General features: G+C 69.1%; 24 protein-coding genes. 7 read left to right on the top strand and 17 right to left on the bottom strand.

The features are described 5' to 3' along the window. Positions 1 to 87: 87 nt before the first annotated feature. The 16 genes from QSJ97_RS22950 to QSJ97_RS22875 form a co-directional block, all read right to left on the bottom strand. Positions 88 to 798 (bottom strand): enoyl-CoA hydratase/isomerase family protein, encoded by a 711-nt coding sequence (locus QSJ97_RS22950; RefSeq protein ID WP_285674743.1) that lies wholly within the window; start codon positions 796 to 798, stop codon positions 88 to 90. A 3-nt stretch (positions 799 to 801) separates the two neighbouring features. Further along, positions 802 to 1,575, bottom strand: coding sequence for an enoyl-CoA hydratase-related protein (locus QSJ97_RS22945; RefSeq protein ID WP_285674742.1), 774 nt, complete (start codon positions 1,573 to 1,575; stop codon positions 802 to 804). An 11-nt stretch (positions 1,576 to 1,586) separates the two neighbouring features. Beyond that, a complete protein-coding gene (locus QSJ97_RS22940) occupies positions 1,587 to 2,285 on the bottom strand; it encodes an ABC transporter ATP-binding protein (protein ID WP_285674741.1) in 699 nt (232 codons plus the stop codon). Next, positions 2,278 to 2,988: an ABC transporter ATP-binding protein gene (locus QSJ97_RS22935; RefSeq protein WP_285674739.1), complete on the bottom strand. Its 711-nt coding sequence runs from the start codon at positions 2,986 to 2,988 to the stop codon at positions 2,278 to 2,280. Before QSJ97_RS22935 ends, QSJ97_RS22940 begins: the two co-directional genes overlap by 8 nt. After that, positions 2,985 to 3,956 (bottom strand): branched-chain amino acid ABC transporter permease, encoded by a 972-nt coding sequence (locus tag QSJ97_RS22930; RefSeq protein WP_285674738.1) that lies wholly within the window; start codon positions 3,954 to 3,956, stop codon positions 2,985 to 2,987. Before QSJ97_RS22930 ends, QSJ97_RS22935 begins: the two co-directional genes overlap by 4 nt. Positions 3,957 to 3,963: 7 nt before the next feature. After that, entirely contained in the window at positions 3,964 to 4,833 is an 870-nt protein-coding gene (locus tag QSJ97_RS22925) for a branched-chain amino acid ABC transporter permease (RefSeq protein ID WP_285674737.1), read from the bottom strand. A gap of 27 nt (positions 4,834 to 4,860) precedes the next feature. Beyond that, positions 4,861 to 6,030 carry an ABC transporter substrate-binding protein gene (locus QSJ97_RS22920; RefSeq protein WP_285674736.1) on the bottom strand — a complete coding sequence of 390 codons (1,170 nt, stop codon included), beginning with the start codon at positions 6,028 to 6,030 and terminating at the stop codon, positions 4,861 to 4,863. Positions 6,031 to 6,072: 42 nt separating this feature from the next. Then, positions 6,073 to 7,638, bottom strand: coding sequence for an AMP-binding protein (locus tag QSJ97_RS22915; RefSeq protein WP_285674735.1), 1,566 nt, complete (start codon positions 7,636 to 7,638; stop codon positions 6,073 to 6,075). After that, positions 7,616 to 8,353, bottom strand: a complete 738-nt coding sequence (locus QSJ97_RS22910; protein WP_285674734.1) for an SDR family NAD(P)-dependent oxidoreductase — start codon at positions 8,351 to 8,353, stop codon at positions 7,616 to 7,618. The genes QSJ97_RS22915 and QSJ97_RS22910 overlap by 23 nt, the downstream gene beginning before the upstream one ends. 69 nt (positions 8,354 to 8,422) lie before the next feature. Beyond that, positions 8,423 to 9,049 (bottom strand): TetR/AcrR family transcriptional regulator, encoded by a 627-nt coding sequence (locus tag QSJ97_RS22905; protein WP_285674733.1) that lies wholly within the window; start codon positions 9,047 to 9,049, stop codon positions 8,423 to 8,425. A gap of 763 nt (positions 9,050 to 9,812) precedes the next feature. Next, a complete protein-coding gene (locus QSJ97_RS22900) occupies positions 9,813 to 10,631 on the bottom strand; it encodes an HAD-IIA family hydrolase (protein ID WP_285674732.1) in 819 nt (272 codons plus the stop codon). Between the two features lie 89 nt (positions 10,632 to 10,720). Next, a complete protein-coding gene (gene phnE / locus QSJ97_RS22895; RefSeq protein WP_285674730.1) occupies positions 10,721 to 11,536 on the bottom strand; it encodes a phosphonate ABC transporter, permease protein PhnE in 816 nt (271 codons plus the stop codon). Next, positions 11,537 to 12,349 carry a phosphonate ABC transporter, permease protein PhnE gene (phnE, locus tag QSJ97_RS22890; RefSeq protein ID WP_285674728.1) on the bottom strand — a complete coding sequence of 271 codons (813 nt, stop codon included), beginning with the start codon at positions 12,347 to 12,349 and terminating at the stop codon, positions 11,537 to 11,539. Then, positions 12,346 to 13,134: a phosphonate ABC transporter ATP-binding protein gene (phnC, locus tag QSJ97_RS22885; protein ID WP_285674727.1), complete on the bottom strand. Its 789-nt coding sequence runs from the start codon at positions 13,132 to 13,134 to the stop codon at positions 12,346 to 12,348. The genes phnE (QSJ97_RS22890) and phnC overlap by 4 nt, the downstream gene beginning before the upstream one ends. 80 nt (positions 13,135 to 13,214) lie before the next feature. Further along, positions 13,215 to 14,192: a phosphate/phosphite/phosphonate ABC transporter substrate-binding protein gene (phnD, locus tag QSJ97_RS22880; RefSeq protein WP_285674726.1), complete on the bottom strand. Its 978-nt coding sequence runs from the start codon at positions 14,190 to 14,192 to the stop codon at positions 13,215 to 13,217. A gap of 55 nt (positions 14,193 to 14,247) precedes the next feature. Continuing rightward, complete coding sequence (locus tag QSJ97_RS22875; protein ID WP_285674725.1) at positions 14,248 to 15,084, bottom strand: DeoR/GlpR family DNA-binding transcription regulator; 837 nt, start codon at positions 15,082 to 15,084, stop codon at positions 14,248 to 14,250. A 280-nt stretch (positions 15,085 to 15,364) separates the two neighbouring features. On the opposite strand from QSJ97_RS22875, the gene QSJ97_RS22870 reads away from it, so the two are divergent. The 6 genes from QSJ97_RS22870 (at position 15,365) to QSJ97_RS22845 (ending at position 19,412) form a co-directional block, all read left to right on the top strand. Then, a complete protein-coding gene (locus QSJ97_RS22870) occupies positions 15,365 to 17,044 on the top strand; it encodes a Na/Pi cotransporter family protein (protein ID WP_285674724.1) in 1,680 nt (559 codons plus the stop codon). Next, positions 17,041 to 17,499 (top strand): NUDIX hydrolase, encoded by a 459-nt coding sequence (locus QSJ97_RS22865; RefSeq protein WP_285674722.1) that lies wholly within the window; start codon positions 17,041 to 17,043, stop codon positions 17,497 to 17,499. The genes QSJ97_RS22870 and QSJ97_RS22865 overlap by 4 nt, the downstream gene beginning before the upstream one ends. Positions 17,500 to 17,757: 258 nt before the next feature. Then, positions 17,758 to 18,153 (top strand): transposase, encoded by a 396-nt coding sequence (locus tag QSJ97_RS22860; protein WP_285674721.1) that lies wholly within the window; start codon positions 17,758 to 17,760, stop codon positions 18,151 to 18,153. A gap of 62 nt (positions 18,154 to 18,215) precedes the next feature. Next, a complete protein-coding gene (locus QSJ97_RS22855) occupies positions 18,216 to 18,674 on the top strand; it encodes a recombinase family protein (protein WP_285674719.1) in 459 nt (152 codons plus the stop codon). Positions 18,675 to 18,840: 166 nt separating this feature from the next. Then, the gene (locus QSJ97_RS22850) at positions 18,841 to 19,029 is read left to right on the top strand and encodes a hypothetical protein (RefSeq protein ID WP_285674717.1); all 189 of its coding nucleotides are present in this window, start codon (positions 18,841 to 18,843) and stop codon (positions 19,027 to 19,029) included. Then, complete coding sequence (locus QSJ97_RS22845; protein ID WP_285674715.1) at positions 19,029 to 19,412, top strand: hypothetical protein; 384 nt, start codon at positions 19,029 to 19,031, stop codon at positions 19,410 to 19,412. Before QSJ97_RS22850 ends, QSJ97_RS22845 begins: the two co-directional genes overlap by 1 nt. A gap of 3 nt (positions 19,413 to 19,415) precedes the next feature. Here the strand turns inward: QSJ97_RS22845 and QSJ97_RS22840 are convergent, their stop codons facing one another. Further along, positions 19,416 to 20,252: a protein NO VEIN domain-containing protein gene (locus QSJ97_RS22840; protein WP_285674713.1), complete on the bottom strand. Its 837-nt coding sequence runs from the start codon at positions 20,250 to 20,252 to the stop codon at positions 19,416 to 19,418. A gap of 549 nt (positions 20,253 to 20,801) precedes the next feature. Between QSJ97_RS22840 and QSJ97_RS22835 the strand changes: the two genes are divergently transcribed. Continuing rightward, positions 20,802 to 21,083: Arm DNA-binding domain-containing protein (locus tag QSJ97_RS22835; protein WP_285674711.1), on the top strand; the 282-nt coding region annotated here is incomplete at its 3' end.

Here is a 21,083-nt window from a genome sequence, read left to right as displayed (position 1 = left end):
CTGAAACCGGATGCCCGCCTTCTTTGCGAAGCTGGTGGGCAGGCCGATGGCGTTCCGGGGCCGGCCTGCGCGCCGGCCCCGCCGCGGTCAGCCCGGCCGGTTCACGCCCATGCTGGCGATGGCGAGGCGGCGCTCGCACTCATAGGCCTCCCAGAGCGGCTGGCCCTCGGCCTCCTCGAGCGCCGCTGGCGTCGCCGCCAGCCCGCCGGTGAGCAGCCCGCCGATCTGCCCGCCGATCGCGACGGCACGTGCCAGCGCCGCCTCGGGGGTCTCGCAGAGCTCCTGCAGGATGCCGATCTGGTAGGCGCGCTCGGCGCTGATCGCATCGCCGAGGCAGGTCATGTAGCGGGCCTCGCCGATCGGCGCGACCCGCCGCGCCAGCGCATAGCCGCCAAAGGCGCCGGCCTTGACCTCGGGCAGGCCGAGCTGCCCGCCCGCCGCCCCGATGCGGATGTCGGAGGCGCAGCAGAGCATGAAGCCCGAGCCGAGCGCCGCGCCGTGCATCGCGGCGATGGTCGGGCGCGGGCACTCGATCACCGCGCGCATCGCATCGCGCACCGCCGCGGTGCCCCGGTCGGTCTCCTCCGGCCTGAGCGACGCGAACTCGCGCCGGTCGTTGCCAGCGCAGAAATGCCGCCCCGGCAGGCCGGTGAAGACGATGGCGCCGACCTCCGGCATCGCCGCGATCTCGCGCAGGCGCGCGGGAAAGCCCCGCCACTGCGCGAAGCTCACGGCGTTGACCGGCGGGTTTTCCAGCCGCAGCACGGCGACGCCGCCGTCGACCTCGTGGGAGAACATCGCTCAGCGGTCCTCTGCGTAGCTGGGCTCGCGCTTCTCCAGGAAGGCGAGCGCGCCCTCCCGCGCCTCGGGCGTGCGGCGCACCGCGGCGGTCAGCGTGCATTCGAACTCGTAGCCCTCCTTCAGCCCCATGGTCTCGGTGCGGTTGAGGCCGTATTTCGCGAGGCGGATCGCGGCCGGGCTCTTGCGCGCGATCTCCTCGGCGATGCCGTCGACCGTGGCGGTCAGCTCGTCATGGGGCACCACGAGATCGGCGATGCCGACGCGCTGCGCCTCGGCGGCGTCGAGGCGGCGGGCGGTGTACATCATCAGCCGGGTCATGCCGTGGGTGGCGATCCGGTTGACATGCTTGGCGCCGCCGAGCACGCCGACATCGATCTCCGGCAGCGCGAACTTCGCCCGCTCCGAGGCGATGCGCACGTCGCAGCAGCTCGCCAGCGCGATGCCGGTGCCGACCGCCGCGCCGTTGATCGCGCCGAGCACCGGGACCGCGCATTCGTAGATCGAGGCGAAGGCGAGCCTGACATGGGCGAGATACTCGACCGAGGCCTCGTAATCCAGGTCGACGAAATCATTGACGTCGTTGCCGCCGCAGAAATGCTTGCCCTTGCCGGTGAGGGTGACGACGCGGACCGCCTTGTCCTCGCTGAGCTTGTGGAAGGTGCTGCGCACCAGGTCGTAGAAGTGCCGGTCGAACGCATTGACCGGGGCGCGGTCGAGCACGACCCGCGCGATACCGCGCTCGATCTCGACATGAACATCGCCATGGGTGGACATCGTCGTCTCCTTCATATTCCGAGGTAGGATTTCGCAAGGGCATCGCCCGAGAGCAGCTCGGCCGCCGGGCCGTCGCGGACGCATCGGCCGGTCTCGAGGATGAACGCGTGCTCGGCGACCATTTCGGCCAGCGCGAGGTTCTGCTCGACCAGCAGGATGGCGACGCCGCGCGCCGCGATCCGGCGCACCGCCTCGCCGACCTGGTCCACCGCCTTGGGGGCGAGGCCCTGGCTCGGCTCGTCGAGGATCAGCAGCCGCGGGCGGGTCATCAGCGCGCGGCCAAGGGCCAGCATCTGCTGCTCGCCCCCGGAGAGCAGGCCGGCATTCTGCCGGCTGCGCTCGGCGAGGATCGGGAACAGCGCGTGGACCTCGGCGATCTCCTCGCGGCTCGGCTCGCCATGCACGAAGGCGCCGAGGCGGAGATTGTCGAGCACGCTCATCTCGGGAAACACCTGCCGGCCCTCGGGCACCTGCACGATGCCGCGGCGCACCCGTTCGGCCGAGCCGAGCGCGGTGACATCCTCGCCGTCGAACAGGATCTGCCCGCGGCGCACCGGCAGCAGGCCGGAGAGGGTCCGGCAGAGTGTGGTCTTGCCGGCGCCGTTGGTGCCGAGCACCGCGGCCGGGCGCTCGCGCGCGATCCGGATCGAGAATTCCTGCAGCACGCGCAGGCCGCCATAGCCGACATCGATGTCGCGGATCTCAAGCATCCTCGCCTCCCCGGCCGAGATAGACGTCGATCACCTGCGGATTGCGCTGGCACTCGGCCGGCGTGCCCTCGAACAGGAGCCGGCCGCGGTCGAGCACGCTGACCCGGTCGGCGATCGACATGAGAAAGCGGACATTGTGCTCGATCAGCAGCACGGTCACGCCGTCGGCGGTCATCGAGCGGATCAGCGCGCCCATGCGGTCGATCTCGTCCGCCGTGAGGCCCACCGCGGGCTCGTCGAGCAGGATCAGCCGCGGCTTGAGCGAGAGCGCCAGCGCCACGCCGAGCCGGCGCAGCAGCGCATAGGGCAGCTCCCCCGCCACCCGGTCGAGGCTGTCCTCGAGGCCGAGCCGCCGGGCGATGCCGAGATCGAGCGCATGGCCCGCCCCGGCGACCGCCGCGACGCGGAGGTTTTCCCGCACGGTCAGCCCGTTGAAGGCGCGGGTCTGCTGGAAGGTGCGGGCGATGCCGATCTCGACAGCGCGCGACATGCTCCAGGGCCCGTCCTCGTGGCCGTCGAAGGCGATGCTGCCGGCGGTCGGCCGGATCAGCCCGGAGAGGATGTTGACCAGGGTGGTCTTGCCGGCCCCGTTCGGCCCGATCAGCCCCCAGACCACGCCCTCGGGCACGTCGAAGCTGATGTCGGAGAGGGCATGGATGCCGCCGAAGGAGACGCTGATGTTCCTGACGCTGAGAAGGCTCATGCGCTTGGCTCCCGTCCGGCCCGCGCCGACCGCAGGCGGCGGGCGCCGTCGATCAGGAACCCGGCGATGCCGCGCGGGGCGAAGATGATGAAGGCCAGCAGCAGGGCGCCATAGGCGAGCAGGCTGTAGGTGCTGGCGACGCGCAGGCTCTCGGGCAGCGCGGTCAGCAGCACCGCGCCGAGGATCGGGCCCCAGAGCGTGCCCATGCCGCCGACCACCACCAGCACCACCACCTGGAACCCGGCGGCCAGCACCGCGAAGCTCTCCGGTGCCACGAAGTTGGAGAAGGTGGCGAAGAGCGCGCCCGCCGCCCCTGCGAAGAAGGCGCCGAAGACGAAGGCGCTGAGCCGCGCCACCGCGATGCGGATACCGAGCGCCTGGGCCAGCACATGGTCCTCGCGCACCGCCTGGCAGGCGACGCCGAGCGGCGAGCGCACGAAGGCCGTCGCCGCGAGATAGGTGATCCAGACGCCGATCAGCGCCACCACCAGCTTCTGCTGGCTCGGCGAGCCGAACAGCGCGATCTCCGGCATCGAGGGGATACCGACGAAGCCGCCGATGCCGCCGGTGATGCCGCTGGCCACCAGGAAGAGCTGGTGCCCGACGAGGCCGATGCCGAGCGTCAGCACCGCGAAGTAGAGGTCCCGCGTGCGGAAGGCGAGCACCGCGACCAGCGCACCGATCACCGCGGTGAGCAGCGCGCTGGCGGGCAGGGCGAGCCAGAAGCTCACCTCCGCCCGGGCCGTCAGATAGGCGCAGCAATAGGCGCCGACACCGAACAGCGCGCCATGGGCGAGGGAGAGATAGCCCGTGAAGCCGAGCAGCACGTCGAAGCTGACCGCGAGGATCGCGAACAGCGCCGCCAGCATCGCGACATAAAGGACGTACTCGTTCAGCAGGGGCACCGCGGCGAGCGCTGCCGCGAGCACCACGAGCGAGACGAGGAGGGGGCGGGTCAGGCCGTGCATGGCGCCGTCACCTTTCGATCTGGGCACGGCCGAACAGGCCCTGCGGTCGGACGAGGAGCATGGCGACGAGGATCACGAAGGCCCCGATATCCTGGAGCTCGCTCGAGATGTATCCGGCGATCAGCACCTCGGCGACGCCGAGCAGCAGCCCGCCGAGGATCGCGCCGGGAATGCTGCCGATGCCGCCGAGCACCAGCACCACCAGCGCCTTCAGCACCGGGATCACGCCCATGGTGGGATAGATCGGGAAGGCGGCGCCGAGCAGCGCCCCGGCGAGCGCCCCGAAGGCCGCGCCGATGGCGAAGGTGGCGGCGCGCACCTTCCACATCTCGATCCCCATCAGCAGCGCCGCGTCGCGGTTCTGGCTGACCGCCCGGATCGAGAGCCCGAGCCGGGTGCGGTTGAGGATCGCCCAGAGCCCGACCGCCCCCAGCACCATCACCGCGATGATCAGCAGCTTGTGATAGGTCAGGCTGGCGAAGGGGGTGCGCAGGATGCCCGGCACCGGGTTGGGGATCGTGCGCGGCTCGGTCCCCCAGGTGATCGTGGCGATCTGCTGCAGCACGATCGACATCGCCAGCGCCGAGATCATGAGGGAGAGCCCCGATGCCTGCTCCAGCGGCTTGAAGGTGATCCGGTCGACGAGCACGCCGAGCCCCATCACCAGCACCGTGGCCAGAACCGCGGCGAGCCAGAAGTCGAGCCCGGCCGTGACCCCGGCATAGGTCAGGAAACCGCCGAGCATGTAGAGTTCGCCATGGGCGAAGTTCGGGATCAGCAGCACGCCGAAGATCAGGGTCAGACCCATGGCCACGAGCGCGTAGGTGCTTCCGAGCGCGAGCCCGTTGGCGAGCTGCTGAGGCAACAACTCCAGCATCGGTTCTCTCCGGGTTGGGAAACGGGATCAGTCGGCGGCGAGATCGGTGAGCGGCACCCAGCCCTCGCCCTGCCAGACCGACACGGCGCCGGGCAGCGAGACCTGCCCGGTCTCGTCGAAGAGCCGGCCGTCTTCCTGTGCGCCATAGGTGTTGATCAGCGCCGGCACCTCCGCGGCGGTCAGCGTGGCCATCGCGCCGGCGATGTCGGCGGGCTCGATGCTGCCGGCCTTCTCGATTGCGGCGGCGACGATGTGCAGCGCGTCGAAGCTGAGCGCGGCGAGCTCGCCGGGCACGCTGCCATAGGTCGCCTCATAGGCCTCGGCCATGGCGATGGCCCGCGGATTGCCGAGGTTGAGATAGTCCTCGGTGGTCGGCGGAATCGCGTTGAGCACGCCCTCCATGGTCGCCGCGTCGATGTTCTTCATCACCGTCGACGGCGGCGAGACCATCTCCCAGACGATCTGGCCCTCATAGCCGAGATCGCGCACCTGGCGGGTGATCAGCGCGCCCTCGGAGGGGTAGCCGCGCACGATCAGCGCATCCGGGTCGGCGCCGGCAATGGTGGTGAGCTGGCCGGAGAAATCGGTATCGCCGAGCTTGTAGTACTCCTCGGCCACCACCGCGTTGCCCTGCTCGGAGAAGACGGCGGTCAGATCGTCCTGCGATTCCATGAAGCCGGCATGGAAGCGATCGGTCATGATCGCCACGGAGTCATAGCCGCGCGCCTTGGCGAGGCGTTCGAGCGCGAGGTTGTAGTCGCCCACCGTGGCCTGGTTGCGGAACATCCGGCGGCCGTCGGTCAGGCCCTCGGCGATCGAGCCGTCGACGATCTGCACCACGTCGGCGCTGGCGATGATCGGCGTCAGCGCCGGGGCGACGCCGCTGGAGAGCGGCCCGATGATGATCTGCACGCCGTCGGCCATCAGCTTGCGCAGCGCCGCGACGCCGCCGGTGGGGCTCGCCTGGGTGTCGCCGGAGACGATCTCGATCATCCGCGTCTCGCCGCCGATGTCGAGCCCGCCGGCGGCGTTGATCTGCTCGGCCGCCAGCCGGATCGCCTGGCTCTCCGGCAGGCCGTAATACGAGGCCGGCCCGGTGATCGGGTGCAGCTCGCCGATGCGGACCGTCTCCGCAGCCCCGGCCTGGCCGGCGATCGCCGCGGCAACCGCCGCAGCAAGCAAGTGTTTCCTGGTCATATTGTCCTCCTTGTCTGGCGAACCCTTCGGGTTTTCGCCTTGTTATTCGAAGAGCACCTTGATCTCGTGCTTCTTGATCTTGCCGGCGGGGGTCTTCGGGAGATCCTCCACGAAGACGAAGCGCCGGGGGGTCTTGAAACCGGCGATGCGGCCCCGCACGAAGGCGGCCAGCGCCTCGGCGTCCGGCGCCGCGCCGCTGCGCAGCACCACGGCTGCGGCGACCTGCTCGCCATAGTCGTCGTCGGGCAGGCCGATCACCGCGCATTCGCGCACGTCGTCATGCTCGACGAGGGTGTTCTCCACCTCCTTGGCGAAGACGTTCTCGCCGCCGGAGCGGATCATGTCCTTCTTGCGGTCGACGAGATGCAGGAAGCCCTCGGCGTCGATGCGGCCGAGATCGCCGGTCTTGAGCCAGCCATCCACCAGCGCCTCGGCGGTCGCCTCCGGCCGGTTGAGATAGCCGGTCATCACGGCCGGGGAGCGGATGCAGATCTCGCCGGTCTCGCCGCGGGGCACCGGGCGCATCGCGTCGTCGAGCAGCATCACCTGCACGCCCGGCACCGGCACGCCGATCGACTGCGGCCGCGCCAGCGCATCCTCCGGGCGCAGGATCGTGATGTAGGGCCCGCCCTCGGTCAGCCCGTAGGCATTGGCGATGCCGAGCTCGCGCGCGCCGCGTTCGCGAAACGCCGCATGAACCTTCAGGATCAGGTTGCTCGGGTCGTAGTTGGCATAGGCGATGAGCCGCATCGACGACATGTCGGCCTCGGCCCAGGCCGCGTTCTCGATCATCTGGCGCAGCACCCGCGGCACGCCGAACATGCCGTTGAGCCGGTGCTCCCGGATCGCATGGATCGCCTCCACCGGCTCGAAGCGGTCGGCGATATAGGCCGCGCCCTGCTGCATGAAATAGAGCTTGAGATAGTCCCAGGCGCCGGTGTGGAAGAGCGGCATGTAGCAGTAGAACCGCTCGAAGCGCCGGATGCCGAAGGCCGGCAGCGCGTTCAGCGCGTCGAGCACGCTGCGCTTGTGCGAGAGCACCGCCCCCTTGGGCCGCCCGGTGGTCCCGCTGGTGTGCAGGATCAGATGCGGGTCCTCCCAGCTTTCGGGCGCCGGCATCCGCGCCGGCGCCCGGTCGACGAGCAGCGCCTCCCAGGGCGTGAGCCCGCTCTCCGGCGCATCGTGGACGACGAGGCGCGGCGGCACCGCCAGCCCGTCGCAGGCGGCCTGCGAGAGCGCGAGGAACTCGGCGCTGGTGACCAGCAGAAAGGGCTGGCTGACGCCGAGGATGTAGTGCACCTCGGCCGCCCGCAGCCACATGTTGATGGGGGCCAGCACCGCGCCGAGCGAGGCCAGCGCATAGTGCAGCAGCACGGTCTCGCCGCGGTTGCGGTCGAGCACCGCGACGCGAGTGCCGCGGCACACCCCCATGGCAACCAGCCCGTTCCTCAGCCGCTCGACCTCGGCGCCGAACTCGGCCCAGGTCAGGCTGCGGCGGCGGTCGATCAGCGCGAGCCGGTCCGGCTCCCAGCAGAGATTGCTCCGCAGGATGTCGCCGAGGAGGAACTCGCTGCCCGCGGAGCCCTCACGCAGCACTGAAGCCCCCATCGATCGTCATCACCGTGCCGGTCATGAAGCTGGACCAGCTGGAGCAGAGGAAGACCGCGGCCTGCGCGATGTCGCGCGGGTGCCCGAGCCGGCCGAGCGGCAGGTTGGTGGGCTTGGAATAGGTGAGCACCTTCTCGGTCATCGGCGTCTCGATCACGCCGGGGCAGATGCAGTTGACGCGGATCTTGTCCGGCGCCAGCTCCACCGCCAGCGAGCGGCTGAGCGAGACCACGCCGCCCTTGCTGGCGCTGTAGGCATTGAGCTTGTCCCAGCCGGTGGTGGCCACCACCGAGCCCAGCGTCACCACGCTGCCGCCCTTGCCCCCCTGCATCAGCCGGGCGGCCTCGCGGCAGACATGGAAGGTGCCGGTCAGGTTCACCTCGACCGTCCTGGCCCAGACCGCGCCGTCGAGCTCGGCGATGCGCCCATCCTCGCGCGGGAACCAGATGCCGGCAGCATGCACCACCGCGTCGATGCCGCCGAGCGTCTCCTGCAGCGCGTCGAAGGCCGCCCGCGTGCCCGCGGCATCGGCGATGTCGCAGCCATGCACCACCGGATCGCCCGGCAGCCCGGCAGCGATCGCCTCGGCCGCCTCCGGCTTGAGATCCAGCAGCGCCACCCGCGCGCCGGCCTCGGCGGCGACGATCGCCGTCTCCGCGCCGATGCCGCTGGCGGCGCCAGTGACGACCACGTTCAGTCCCTTGAGCAACTCCATCGGAGCCTGTCCCTCCCGTCCTGTCTTGCGCCCCGGCCACGCGTGCCGGGATCGTTTCCTCGCCCGCCGCTAGGCGTCGCCCCGCCGGATCACCCCGCCGAGCACGAGATCGGCGATGTGTTCGGCCACCACTTCCGGCGGCCGGTCGGTGTAGAGCGCCCAGCGATGCACCGTGGAGAGCAGCCCGAGCACCGCGTAGGTCACGACCTTCGGCGGCGCCTCGGCAAAGGCGCCCTCGGCCTGTCCGCGCTCCATCAGGCTCTGCACCGTCGCCTCGAACTCGCGCTCGAGCCGGGCCAGCGCGTCGCGCGCCTCGCCCTCGAGCTCGTGGCGCTCGTTCCAGAAGATCTGCAGGAAGCGGCGGTTGTTGATGTTGTAGATCGACTGCGAGACCACCAGCCGGCGCAGGTTGCTCTCGGCGCTGTCCTGCGCGGCGGCGATCTCGCGAACATCCTCGAAGAACTTCGCGGTGATGTCCTCGTAGAGCTTGGCCAGAAGCTGCGACTTGCACTCGAAATGGTAGTAGAGCGCCGGCTTGGTGACGCCGCAGGCGGCGGCGATGTCGCGCATCGAGGTGCCGCGGAATCCCTTCGTCTCGAAGAGGCGCATCGCCTCCTCATAGATCGTCTGGCGCGTGCGCTGGCCGCGCGGGGAGCCGTCCTCGGATTGCTGGCCGTCTTGCGGGTCGTCCTGCATGGGTCTCTGCTTGCCGATTCATTTACTTACCGGTCGGTAAAATACCGGGAGCGGTGAAAGCGTCAAGCGGAAAACCGCGGCGCCCGCAACGCCGGGCGCAGCGGCTGGTTTCGCTTGGCACGGGGCAGGAGGGAACGGCTCGGCGGCGCCGGGCAACGCCGCCCGGCGGGTTCGGAACGATCGCGGCTGTTGGCAGCCGCGCCCGGCGTGAACCAGTGGATCAGGCTGGCGGAGACCGCCGCCACCAGGCGGAGCCGGGTCCCGCGAAACCTGCACCCGACGTCGCGCTTCCCGGCGAAGCTGAAGCCGCCAGGAAACCGGGTGTGCCCCGCTCTTCAGGCCCCCATTCGGGATTCTCGAGGAACGCGAAGCTGCGGGGGTACTTCAACCGCGTCGCGTTGCCGAACTAGGCCGCGGTGAAGGTGCCGCTGGCAATCCGGCGACAGACGGCGGTTCCGGAGCCTTGGAAAATCACGCCCGAGTAGACAGGGCACCGATCAGACCTGTCGGCCCGTGATGAGACCCCTGGCCCTGCCGATGGGGGTGGCAGTCTCTCGGTAAAGGCCCGGCCCCTTCCGGCCGGCAGATGCCGTGCTGCGGGGATGGGCGGTCGGCCGAGTGTCCGACCGACGAGGGGCGATGCGCCTGGACATCGGGGAAGCCCGTCGCCAGGCCGAAGCGCCCGCTTCCCGGTCCCGCAACGGCAAGGCTTGCCGCATATCCCGGAATGGAGGCCGCGGGCCGGTCTGCCCTGCCGGCGGCGTCAGGTCGTCCCGACCACGAAGTCGGGGACGATCCCCGTCGCCTGCACGATCTGCTCGTGGGGTCGGGCCGCCAGGAAACCGTGGTCGGTGACCAGGGCGGATGCGATGCCTGCCACCCGCGCGCCGAGGATGTCGGTGTGCAGGCTGTCGCCCACCATCAGCACGCGGCCGCGGGGCCAGTGCCCGCCGATCCGGGCGCGGGCGGCCTCGAATATCGGGCCGAAGGGCTTGCCGCAGAACACCGGCGCGATGCCCGTGCTGTCGGACAGCCGATGCGCGAACCAGCCGGGTTCGGCGGTCAGCCCCGCCCGTCGCGGCGCGACGATATCGGGATTGCCGACGATGACGGGGCGGGGGCTCGCTCGCAGCGCCGCTTCGAGAAGCCCCTGACGATGCTCGGTCCAGGACCCGCTGCCGAGCAGGAGGAAGCCGCCGGCGGCCCGGTAGGGCTCGGGGTCGTCGGCAAGCAGCGCGGCCTCGTGGCCCGGCGGTAGATCGTCGAGCGCGGCGGCCTCCGGCAGCATCACCCCCCAGCGCTGCCCGAGCATCGCCGCAACCGCATCCAGCGCGACGGACCGGCTCGAGACGATCTCATCCGGCCCGAAGGAAAAGCCGAGACGCGCGTACTTCTCGGCCAGCCCCGGCGGCGGCTCGCTTGCGGCGTTGGTGAGCACCAGAACGGTCCTGCCCATCGCGCGCAGCGCCGCGACACGCTCGATCGCACCGGGGATCGCGGCGTCGCCGACGTTGAGCACGCCGAAGCCGTCCAGCAGGAAGACATCGAAGGCATCCGCGAGATCGCCGAGGTTTCCGGCCATGCGCGACGGCGCCGAGACCGGCGGCATCTGCGGGAGGCGGCGGCGCACGCCCTCATAGGCGGCGAGCGCCTCCTCGAAACCCAGCGTCCTCAAATGATCGCGCCCCGGATCTTGGCCGAAACCCATTCGCTGATCACCACCGCGACCAGGATGACGAGCAGGATCAGGCTCACCTGCGGCCAGGCCAGCGTGTTGAGCGAGGAGGAAAGCTGCAGCCCGATGCCGCCGGCGCCGACCAGGCCGAGGACGGTCGACTCGCGGATGTTGATGTCCCAGCGGAAGACCGCGATCCCGGCAAAGGCGGGCATGATCTGCGGCACGATCCCGTAGGCCATCACCTGCCATCGCGAGGCGCCGGTGGCGGTGATCGCCTCGACCTGGCGCTGGTCGATCTCCTCGATCGCCTCGTAGAGCAGCTTGGCGCAGAACCCGATCGAACGGATCGCGATGGCCATGATCCCGGCAAAGACGCCCGGCCCGATGATCGCGATCAGGAGCAGTGCCCAGATCAGCGAGTTGATCGAGCGCGTCGACACGATGACGAGCAGCGCCACCGGCCGCACGAACAGCGCCGACGGCGTGGTGTTGCGCGCCGCCAGGAACGCCACCGGCACGGCGAGGAAGAGCGCGAGCAGCGTGCCGAGCGTGGCGATGTTGATCGTGTCCCAGATCGGGCGGCCAAGCTGGGCGATATACTCCCACCGGGGCGGGGTCGCGCGGGTCCAGATATCGCCGGCGATGCGGGGGGCGTCCCAGACGAAGAACCAGGTGGTGGCATCCGAGATCTGCTGCCAGCAGACCACGAAGACCGCCGTGCCGAGCAGCCATCCGGCCCAGTGCAGGAGCGACTGCGCCTGCGTGCGCTGCCGCCAGACGGGGCCATCCGGGGTGTTGTTCACAGGCATCTATTGCACCCTCGCGCGGACGATGCCGGAGAGGTACTCCAGCGCCATGACTATCACGATGATGAGGATCAGGATCGCCGCGGCGGTGTCGTATTCGTAGCGGTCGAAGGCGGTGTTGAGCGTCGCGCCGATGCCGCCCGCGCCGACGAGGCCGAGGATCGCGCTCTCGCGGAAATTGATGTCGATGCGGTACATGGAGAGGCCGATCAGGCGCGGCATCACCTGCGGCTGGACGCCGTAGTTGATCCATTGCCACCAGCCTGCGCCGGTGGCCCTGACCGCCTCGGCCTGGCTCCGGTCCATGCTCTCGATATCCTCCGCGAGGAGCTTCGAGAGGAAGCCGATGGTGGCGAAGGACAGCGTGAGAAACCCTGCGAGCGGGCCGAACCCGAAGATCGCCACCAGGAGGATCGCGACGATGATCTCCTGGAGCGCGCGGCTGAGCGCGATGATGCCGCGGCAGATCAGGTAGACCGGAACCGGCGCGAGGTTCGATGCCGCGCCGAGGCCGATCGGGATCGAGATCGCGATGCCGACGACCGAGGCCGCGACCGTCATCACGATGCTCTCGAGCATGCCGGCCCAGATGTCGCTCCAGCGCGACATGAAGTCGGGGTTCGTGAAGGCGAGCACGAACTGCGCACCCCGGTCGAGCCCGATCCAGACCCTTGCCCAGTCCACCTCGATGCTGGCGATGGCGGCGACGAGATAGACCGCGCCGCCGATGCCGAGCAGCCAGCGCAGCCAGACGCGGCGGATCAGCGGCGGCCGTCGCCAGGGCCGGCCGATCAGCGTCTCGAGCTCGGTGCTCATTCGGCGCCCTCGCTCTCGTCCTCGGCCTGCTGGCTCGTCGCCTCCCAGTCCTCCTCGCCGTAGATCGAGGTCAGTACCTCGGGGCTCAGCCGGTCGGGCGCGCCGTCGAACGCGATGGAGCCGGCGCGCAGCCCGACGACGCGCTGCACGAACCGCTGGGCGAGGGCGACGTCGTGGATGTTGATGATCGCCGCGAGCCCGCGCTCGGCGCAGAGCTCGCAGATCAGCCGCATGATCTGGCGGCTGGTCTTGGGGTCGAGCGAGGCGGTCGGTTCGTCGACGAGCAGGAGCTTCGGGTTCTGGATCAGCGCCCGGCAGATCCCGACCCGCTGGCGCTGGCCGCCCGAAAGCTCGTCCGCCCGCTTGTCGGCCATCGCCAGCAGGCCGACCCGGTCGAGCAGGCGGAATGCCTCGTCCACATCCGCCTGCGGATAGCGGCGGAGATAGCTCCGCCAGAAGCCGACATAGCCGAGCCGGCCCGAGAGCACGTTCTCCATCACGGTCAGGCGTTCGACGAGGGCGTATTCCTGGAAGATCATCCCCATCTGCCGGCGCGCATTCCGCAGCCCGGTGGCCGAGAGCCGGGTGAGCTCCAGATCGTCGAGCCAGACGCGGCCCGCCGTCGGCTCCACCAGCCGGTTGATGCAGCGGATCAGCGTCGACTTGCCCGCGCCCGACGGCCCGATCAGCGCCAGCACCTGCCCGTCCGGCACGGTGAGATCGATGCCGGTCAGCGCCTTGTCGCCGGTCCGGTAGGTCTTTTCCAGTTGTTCGAGCTTGAGCATCCAGGCCCCCCGCAGCCGCGAGGCGGACCCGCGAAGGTCCGCCCCGTTGTCTCGTTCAGGTCAGATCGGATCCGGGCCGATCACTCGCAGGCGTAGCTCACGTCATTGGCTGCGTCGATCTTGCGGATGACCTCCCAGTACTCCTTGTAGGTGATCTCCAGGAACTGCGCCTCGCCGTTCTTCTCGAACTCTTCCTTGAGGCTGGAGCCCTCCCACTCGAAGCTGAAGAAGGCGTTGCGGATCTTCTCCTGCAGTTCCGGCGTGAGATTGTAGACCACGCCATAGCCCGTGGTCGGGAAGGTCTGCGACTTGTAGATCGAGACGAGCTGATCCCGGCTGACGACCTCGCGCTCGATCATGCGGGCGAGCACCGAGTTGGCGATCGAGGCGGCCGGGTAGTCCTTGTTGGCCACGCCCAGGATCGAGTTGTCGTGCTTGCCCGAGAACACCGGCTCGAAGTCGCGCTCGGGGATCATGTCATAGTCGGCCTTGAGGATCGCCGAGGGCGCCTTGAAGCCCGAGTTCGAGGTGGGCGACGTGAAGGCGAGCTGCTTGCCCCGGATATCCTCCACCGTCTCGATGCCCGAACCCGGATAGGTCAGGATCTCCATCTCGTAGCCGAAGCTGCCGTCCTCGGAGGCCATGATCGTGAAGGGCCGGAAGCCAGCGCAGTTGACCGCGAGCGGGTTCGAGCCGGTGTTGAAGCCGGCAATGTGCAGCCGGCCCGAGCGCATCGCCTCGATCTGCGCCGCATTCGACTGGACCGGGAAGAACACGACCTTCTTGCCCGTCTGCGCCTCGAGATGGGTCAGGAAGTCGGCCCAGGCGGTCTTGTAGACCGCGGGGTCCTCGACGGGCGTGTAGGCGAAGATCAGCGTGTCCGGGTCGATCTGCTCCGCCGGGTCCTCCGGGATGTCGGCCAGAAGGTCGCCGTCGGTGTCGCAGTAGCGGGCGTCGAGATCGCCGCGCTCGCAATCCTGGGCTGCCACCGGGGCAGCGAGGAATGCGAGGCAGGCTGCGAGCGCAGCCGAGCCCATGAGGGTCTTGATATCGGTCATTTCGGTGTTCCTCCCCTGTCGGATTTCGGCGGTCTCCGCCCACGGTCCAAGCCTATCAGCTGCTTGTGACGTTTCTTGTTTCCTTGTCCCCGTCGGCGAGCAATATTTCAACCCGCGCCGCGGCGATCGCCCCGGCAAGTGTGCCATCGGGCGCGCGATCGACGACGATCGACGAGAGCTCTTCGAGCGGGCCGACCCTCGAAAACCCGGACCGGCCGAACTTTTCGCTGTCGATCAGCAGGGTCCGGTTCGTGCTGCGCCCGATCATCGCGCGCTTCACGGCGGCAAAGCCGCGGACGCTCTCCGCCGGGCCGTCCTGCATCAGGGCCGAGGCGCCGATCACCGAGCGGCCCACCCTGTGCCGGTTGAGGAAATCCACCGTCTCGGTGCCGATCACGGCCGCCTCGCTCGGCAGATAGTCGCCCGGGCAGAGAATCACCTCCGCGAGCTTGCTCTCGCCGAGCGTCGTCGCGATCGGCAGGCTGTTGGTGATCACCGTGCACGGCGTGCCCGCGAAGGCGAGGAAGCGCGCGAACTGAAGCGTCGTGGAGCCGCTGTCGACCATCAGCGTCGCGCCGGGCTCGATCAGCCCCGCGGCGAACCTGCCGATGCGCTCGCGCTCCTCGAGACGCGCCCGGCTGCGCTCCTCGAAGCTCGGAAAATGGCCGTGGCCGGGGGCCGTGGCGCCGCCGTGCGCGCGGCTGATGAGCCCGTCGGCGCTGAGCCCGTCGAGATCGCGCCGCACCGTCTCGGTCGAGACGCTGAAGCGCTCGGCGAGCTCCGAGATCCGCACATGCGGCCTGAACTTCAGCTCGAGCAGGATCTGTGCCCGGCGATCGGCCTTGCGCAGGCGCTCGCGCGGCTTTTCCTCGGCCGTTGCTGTCAACGTCACGCCTTCGCTCCGCTCGTGGGCTTATGTGGTCACAAGGTCAGAATTACACAGAAAGTGTTGGAAGTTCCAAAGGAATCTGGGCATTTCATGTTGATTTTTGTGGCCTCCGGTGGTTCGCTTGCGCATGGCTTGATTTGAAGCGCGGAACCGACCACGCGGGCCTTGCCCCCTGCGCCTGGTATTTCACGGACAGCCAGTCGTCCGACCAGAAGCCGGCTCCGCAGATCGCGATGCAGTAACCGAGGAGACCCCGACCAGTGCCCTTGGCGGCGACGATCCGATGAGCGCCCTTCTGCTCAACCTCGCCGGCGCGGTTGCGCTGCTGCTCTGGTCGGTGCGGATGATCCGGACCGGCGTCGAGCGCGCCTATTCGGGCGAGATCCGCGCCGGGCTGCGGCGGCTTTCCGCCACCCATGCCAGCGCCGCCGCGGGCGGCACGGTCTCGGCCTTCGCGCTGCAGAGCGCCACCGCCGTCGCCATTCTCGCGGCGGGCTTCGTCACCTCCGGCAGCCTCGTGCCCGCGTCCGGGCTGGCGGTGCTGCTCGGGGCCGATATCGGCTCGGCGCTGGTCGCCCGCGTGCTGGTGCATCCGATCGACGCCGCGATCCCGGTCCTGCTGCTCGTCGGGGTGGGGCTCTTCCTCAAGGGGTGGACCCGGCGGTTGCGGCAGACCGGGCGCATCGTCATCGGCCTCGCGCTGGTGCTGACATCGCTCTCCATGATCCGCGCCTCGACCGCGATGCTGGGCGAGAGCGAGACCCTCTCGCTGATTGCCGGGCTGCTCGCCGACGACGCGATCAGCGCCTTCCTGCTCGGCGCGCTGGTCGCCTGGGCGATGCATTCGAGCCTCGCGGCGGTGCTGATGACGGCGGCCTTCGCCTCCGACGGGCTGCTGAGCATGGATGCCGCGCTGCCGATCATCCTCGGCGCCAATCTCGGCGGCGCCGTGATCCCGGTGGTCCTGCTGTTCGGCGCGTCGCCCGCGGCGCGTCGCATCGCCCTCGGCAACTGCCTGCTGCGCGGCGGCGGCGCGGTCGTCGCGCTCTGGGTGCTGGGCGGCATCGCGCCGGCGCAGCTCGGCCTGCTCGGCAGCCAGCCGGCGGTCCAGACGGTCAATCTCCACCTCGCCTTCAATCTGATGGCCGCGGTGCTGGCGCTGCCGCTGGTCCGGCCGGTTCTCGGGCTCATCGAGGCGGTGGAGCCGCGCCCCGCGACCGAGGATGCCGGAACGCGGATCAGCGCGCTCGATCCCGCCGCGGTCGCCGACCCGGATCGCGCGCTCGCCTGCGCCTCGCGCGAGGTGCTGCGGATCGGCGAGAGCGTGCACGCCATGCTGCTGCCCTCGGTCAGCCTGATGCGGCACTGGGACGACGACATCGCCCGCTCGATCGCGCGGCTCGAGGGCGATGTCGACCGCATGCATTTCGAGATCAAGCTCTATGTCGCCCGGCTGCAGGAGGGACCGCTGACCGAGGAGCAGGCGCGGCGCGCGCTCAGCATCGCCAGCATCGCCACCGGCCTCGAGGAGGCGGGCGACACCATCTCCGCCAAGATCGCGGGCATGGCGCGGCGCATGGCGACCGAGGGGCTCGGCTTCTCGACCGAGGGCGCGCGCGACATCGAGGACTTCCACGACCGCGTCTGCGCGAACGCGCAGCTGGCGCTGAACGTGCTGGTGACCGCCGATCCCGGCGCTGCCCGGCAGGTCGTCGAGGAGAAGGAGCGCGTCCGGCGCATGGAGCAGTCGCTGCAGAAGAGCCATCTCGACCGTCTGAGGCACGGCAACCCGGCCAGCATCGAGACCAGCAATCTCCACCAGGAGACGCTGCGCGCGCTCAAGCAGGTCAACACCGCCTTCTCGATGGCCGCCTATCCGATCGCCGAAGAGGCCGGCGACCTGCTGTCGAGCCGGCTCGCCGAGCCGGCAGCGATCATCGCCCTTCGCCAGGGCGACGAATGACCGAACCCGCCGAGCAGATCGCGGCGCTGCCGATTTCCTGGACCCGCTCCGGCAAGCTGCGGGTGCTGATGGTGACATCGCGCGACACCGGTCGCTGGGTGATGCCCAAGGGATGGACCATGGCGCGCCACAAGCCCTGGCAGGCGGCCGCGATCGAGGCGCTCGAGGAGGCCGGCGCCGAGGGCACCGTGCTGAAGACCCCGATCGGCGAATACTCCTACGACAAGGTCCTGGAGGACGGATCCGCGATCCCCTGCCGGGTGCGGGTCTATCCGATGGTCGTCGAGCGGCTGAAACGGCGCTGGAAGGAGAGCGGCGAGAGAACCCGGCGCTGGTTCGCCCCGAAGGCGGCCGCGCGCTCGGTCGACGAGTCCGATCTCGCGGCGCTTCTGAGGGGCCTCAAGGAAGAGGCCCAGCTCGCCCAGATACGGCAGAAGACCCGGCTGCCGAAATAGCGCCCCAAGGCGAAGGCCCGCGGCCGGCTCCGCGCAAGGAACCCGGACGTGCACCCGTCCCGCCGGGCTCCCGGCCGAGGCCGTCATGCGCCCCCGCCAGCGATCCTCCGGAACACCATGATGGGGATCGGCACCCCCGGAACATCCGATACGAACGTTCCGGCGGAGGCTTCCAGGCGCCATTCGGCGCGCGACCTTGGGGCCGTAATTGTATCGACCCACTGAAGATCTGCTCGTGCTACGGGAGGAGAGGCAGCGGTGGGCATCACGATGGGAGAGGGCATCGAGCGCTGGATCGCGAAGCGCAGGAGCGCGATCGTGGTCGAGATCATCCAGGGCAGGACGACCGTCGCGGAGGCCGGCCGGGCGTTCGATCTGACGCCCTCCGAGATCGGGGGCCGGGTCGAGGACGCCAGGAAGGGTATGGAGACTGCTCCCAGGACCAGCTCGCCCGATGTCCGCCAGCAATGCGAGAAGCAGCGTCGTGAGCTCCAGGAGGCCTGTGGCGAGGCGATGCTGGAGCTGCGCGCGCGAAAAATTGGCAGGCCCTCGTGGAGCGGGAGGACGACAATTGATCCGGACGCTCCACGAGGGCCTTCTCGCCGACGGCGTCGCGCTGCCCCCGACCATCCTCCTTCGTCCATTCAAAGGTAGAAAATCCCAGCTCGCAATGGCCCGGATATCGGGGGGAAGCTCACCTCGAAGAAGAAGGGCATGTGGATGGCGGCTACGTGCCGCTCGGCTACGGCGTAGTCGACCGCAAGCTGATCGTGAACGAGGCCGAGGCGGCGCAGGTCCGGACCATGTTCGTGCTCTTCGCGCGGTCCGATTCCACCGCCGCGGTGATCCGGGAGCTGAACGCCCGCGAGATCCGGTCCAGGCGGGGCCGGCCCATCGACCGCGGGGCGCTCTGCAAGCTGCTGCACAACCGCATCTACCGCGGCGAGATCACCCACAAGGGCGAGACCTATCCCGGAATGCACGAGCCCATCGTCGATGCCGACCTGTGCGATGCCGCCCATGCCGTGTTGGCCGGCAATCGGAACCAGCGTACCGGGCGCACCCGGAGCACTGAGCCGGCGCTGCTACGTGGACTGATCTTCACCCAGTCCGGCCCCCGCACCACACGAAAAAGGGCAACAGGCGGTACTGGTATTGCGTCTCAATGGACGTGATCCAGAAACGGCCGACGGCCGAACTGCGCGGGCCCCAGCGGCTCCCCGCGGCCATGGTCGAGGAAGCGGTCATCGGCGAGATCCGGCGGCTTCTGCGCACGCCAGAGATCATTGCCCGGACAGCACGCGCGTAAAGAGGGAGCGACCCGACCTCGACGAGGGCACCGTGACCGCGGCGCTCTCGCAGTTCGACGATCTCTGGAAGGCGCTGATCCCGGCCGAGCAGGCCCGCGTCGTCCAACTGCTCATGGCGCGCGTGACGTTGGGCGAGGACGGGCTCGGTATCGATCTTCGCCATGACGGCCCCGGCGCGCTGGCCAGCCTGATGACGCCCGCGCAGGAGGACGCTGCCTGATGCCCGGGAACGACACGATCCGCGTCCACATCCCGCTCACGGTCCGCAAACGGGGCGGTCGGCCCTGCATACTTCCGCCGAAGGACATCGAGACGTCGGGCCCGCCGCCGGGACAGGATCCCCGCGTGCTGCGCGCCATCGGCCGGGCATGGGCGTGGCGGCAGCGGATGGAGCGCGGCGAGGTCACCACCATCGCGGATCTCGCCGCCGAGGAGGGTCTCTCCGACCGCTATGTCAACCGCCTTCTGCGCCTTGCATGGCTGGCGCCGGACGTCCTCGAGCGGCTGGTCGTGCGCCGCGAGCCCTGTGCGATCAGCCTCAATGACCTGTGCTTTGTCGCCTCCCTGCCGTGGGACGAGCAGCCGGCGAAGGTTTTCGACTGACGGTCAGTGAAAGCTGGCCTGAAACGACGTCGGCGTCAGCGACACATGCGCCTCGAGGGGCGGGTAAAGCTCGAACGCCCTGGGCTCGCGTGAGAAGTTCCACATCCGGAACAGACACCACTCCGCCCGCCGCTCGTCGGCGACGGCCAGCTCGTTGCGCGTGATGTGGAAGGGCGTGCGCTCCCACCCATTCGTCGTCTTCACCTCGATCAAGCGCGGCCGGCCATCGGGCGCATAGCTGGCGATGTCATATCCCGCGCCATCGCCGTCCTCCTCCGAGACCCAGCGGACCTTGCGCGCCAAATCATCCCGACCCGCGGCCTTCAACGTGGCGTGTTCATGCGCCAGCACTCGTTCCTCACCGGCGCGACCGAGGGCGCGATTGCGCTCGTCCCGGCCAGCCACGTCGAACTTGCGGGCGATGTGCAGCATCTGGTCAAGTTCCTGCGGTGGAGGCTGGTTGGAGAGCGTGGGCGGAGGACCGATCCAGATCTGCGCCGCCTCGCGCATGCCGGACGCAGGGCGCGTTCCTGGCAACCGGCCCAGCCAATCCGGATGCAGGTCCAGCCACCGCGCCACCGCGTCGACCAACGTCATCTGGAAATTGAAGGCGGGCTTGTAGCCGGGAATCCAGTCCTCGCCGAGCCCCTTCAGCACCGCGCTGATGTTCTGGTGCTTGAATTCGACCGATCCCTCCGACCTGTCGTTCAGCAGCGGCAGGAGCGCCCGGCGATGCTCGGCCTTGCTGTAGCGGCGCCCCGCAATGTCATCGGCCAGCATCGCGAAGTAATCCGCGACGATCAGGTCATTTTCTTTATCGGTCCACGGGCCACTCGCCATGCCGCCAGGCTAGAGGCGCGATGTGCGTTTGTCATCAATGGCTTCGCTGAGCCCGTCGCCGATTGATCCGCCACCGCTACGCGCCGTTCGTCCAGCGCACCCATCGGCTACGTCTCCTGCATGTTCGGTCTATGTTTCGCTCGATAGCGACGGAAACAGGGCGCGCAGTTTTTTCGGAACGGCGGGTCAGGTAATTGGAAAGGCGCGGAAATTTTCGACCGAACCGGAATCGGTGCGGTTCGCCCGACCAGAGACGAGAGGCCATTCAGAGACGGAAATCGCTGCGCGCCCGCGTATCAGCGGTTCACACCCACCCGGCAAATCCCTTTGAAAATGGGAGGAATTCCGCCTCGGGCGGGCCGTTTGAACGGGTTCGAAAGGGTGATGGTGGCGGAGAGAGAGTCCGCCGACTAAGAATATCACCTAGCCTCACACGAGATCAGAAGTGGTAATTTTACGTTGTTATTCAGCCTTTCATGCGTCATGTCCTTGCATCTCGCGTCAAGGTATCTCATGCTTGCGTATGGGATTAAGTATGGGATTCTCACCATGCCCAAGCTCACGGTGAAGACGGTTGCGGGGGCGCTTGCCCCGGGCATGCACAATGATGGGAACGGTCTCTACCTGCATGTCTCGAAGACCGGGGCGAAGAGCTGGATCCTGCGCACCCGGGTGCACGGGAAGAAGCGGGACATCGGCCTCGGCGGCGCGTCGCTGGTGCCGCTTGCCGAGGCCCGCAGGCGTGCCACCGCGCTCCGGGCGATCGCGCGGGACGGCGGCGACCCGCTCGCCGAGAAGCGGCGCGCGCGGGGCATCCCCAGCTTCGAGGAG

Source organism: Paralimibaculum aggregatum (assembly GCF_030270585.1).
Lineage (GTDB): Bacteria > Pseudomonadota > Alphaproteobacteria > Rhodobacterales > Rhodobacteraceae > Thermohalobaculum > Thermohalobaculum aggregatum.
This window is presented reverse-complemented; position numbering and strand designations above follow the sequence as displayed.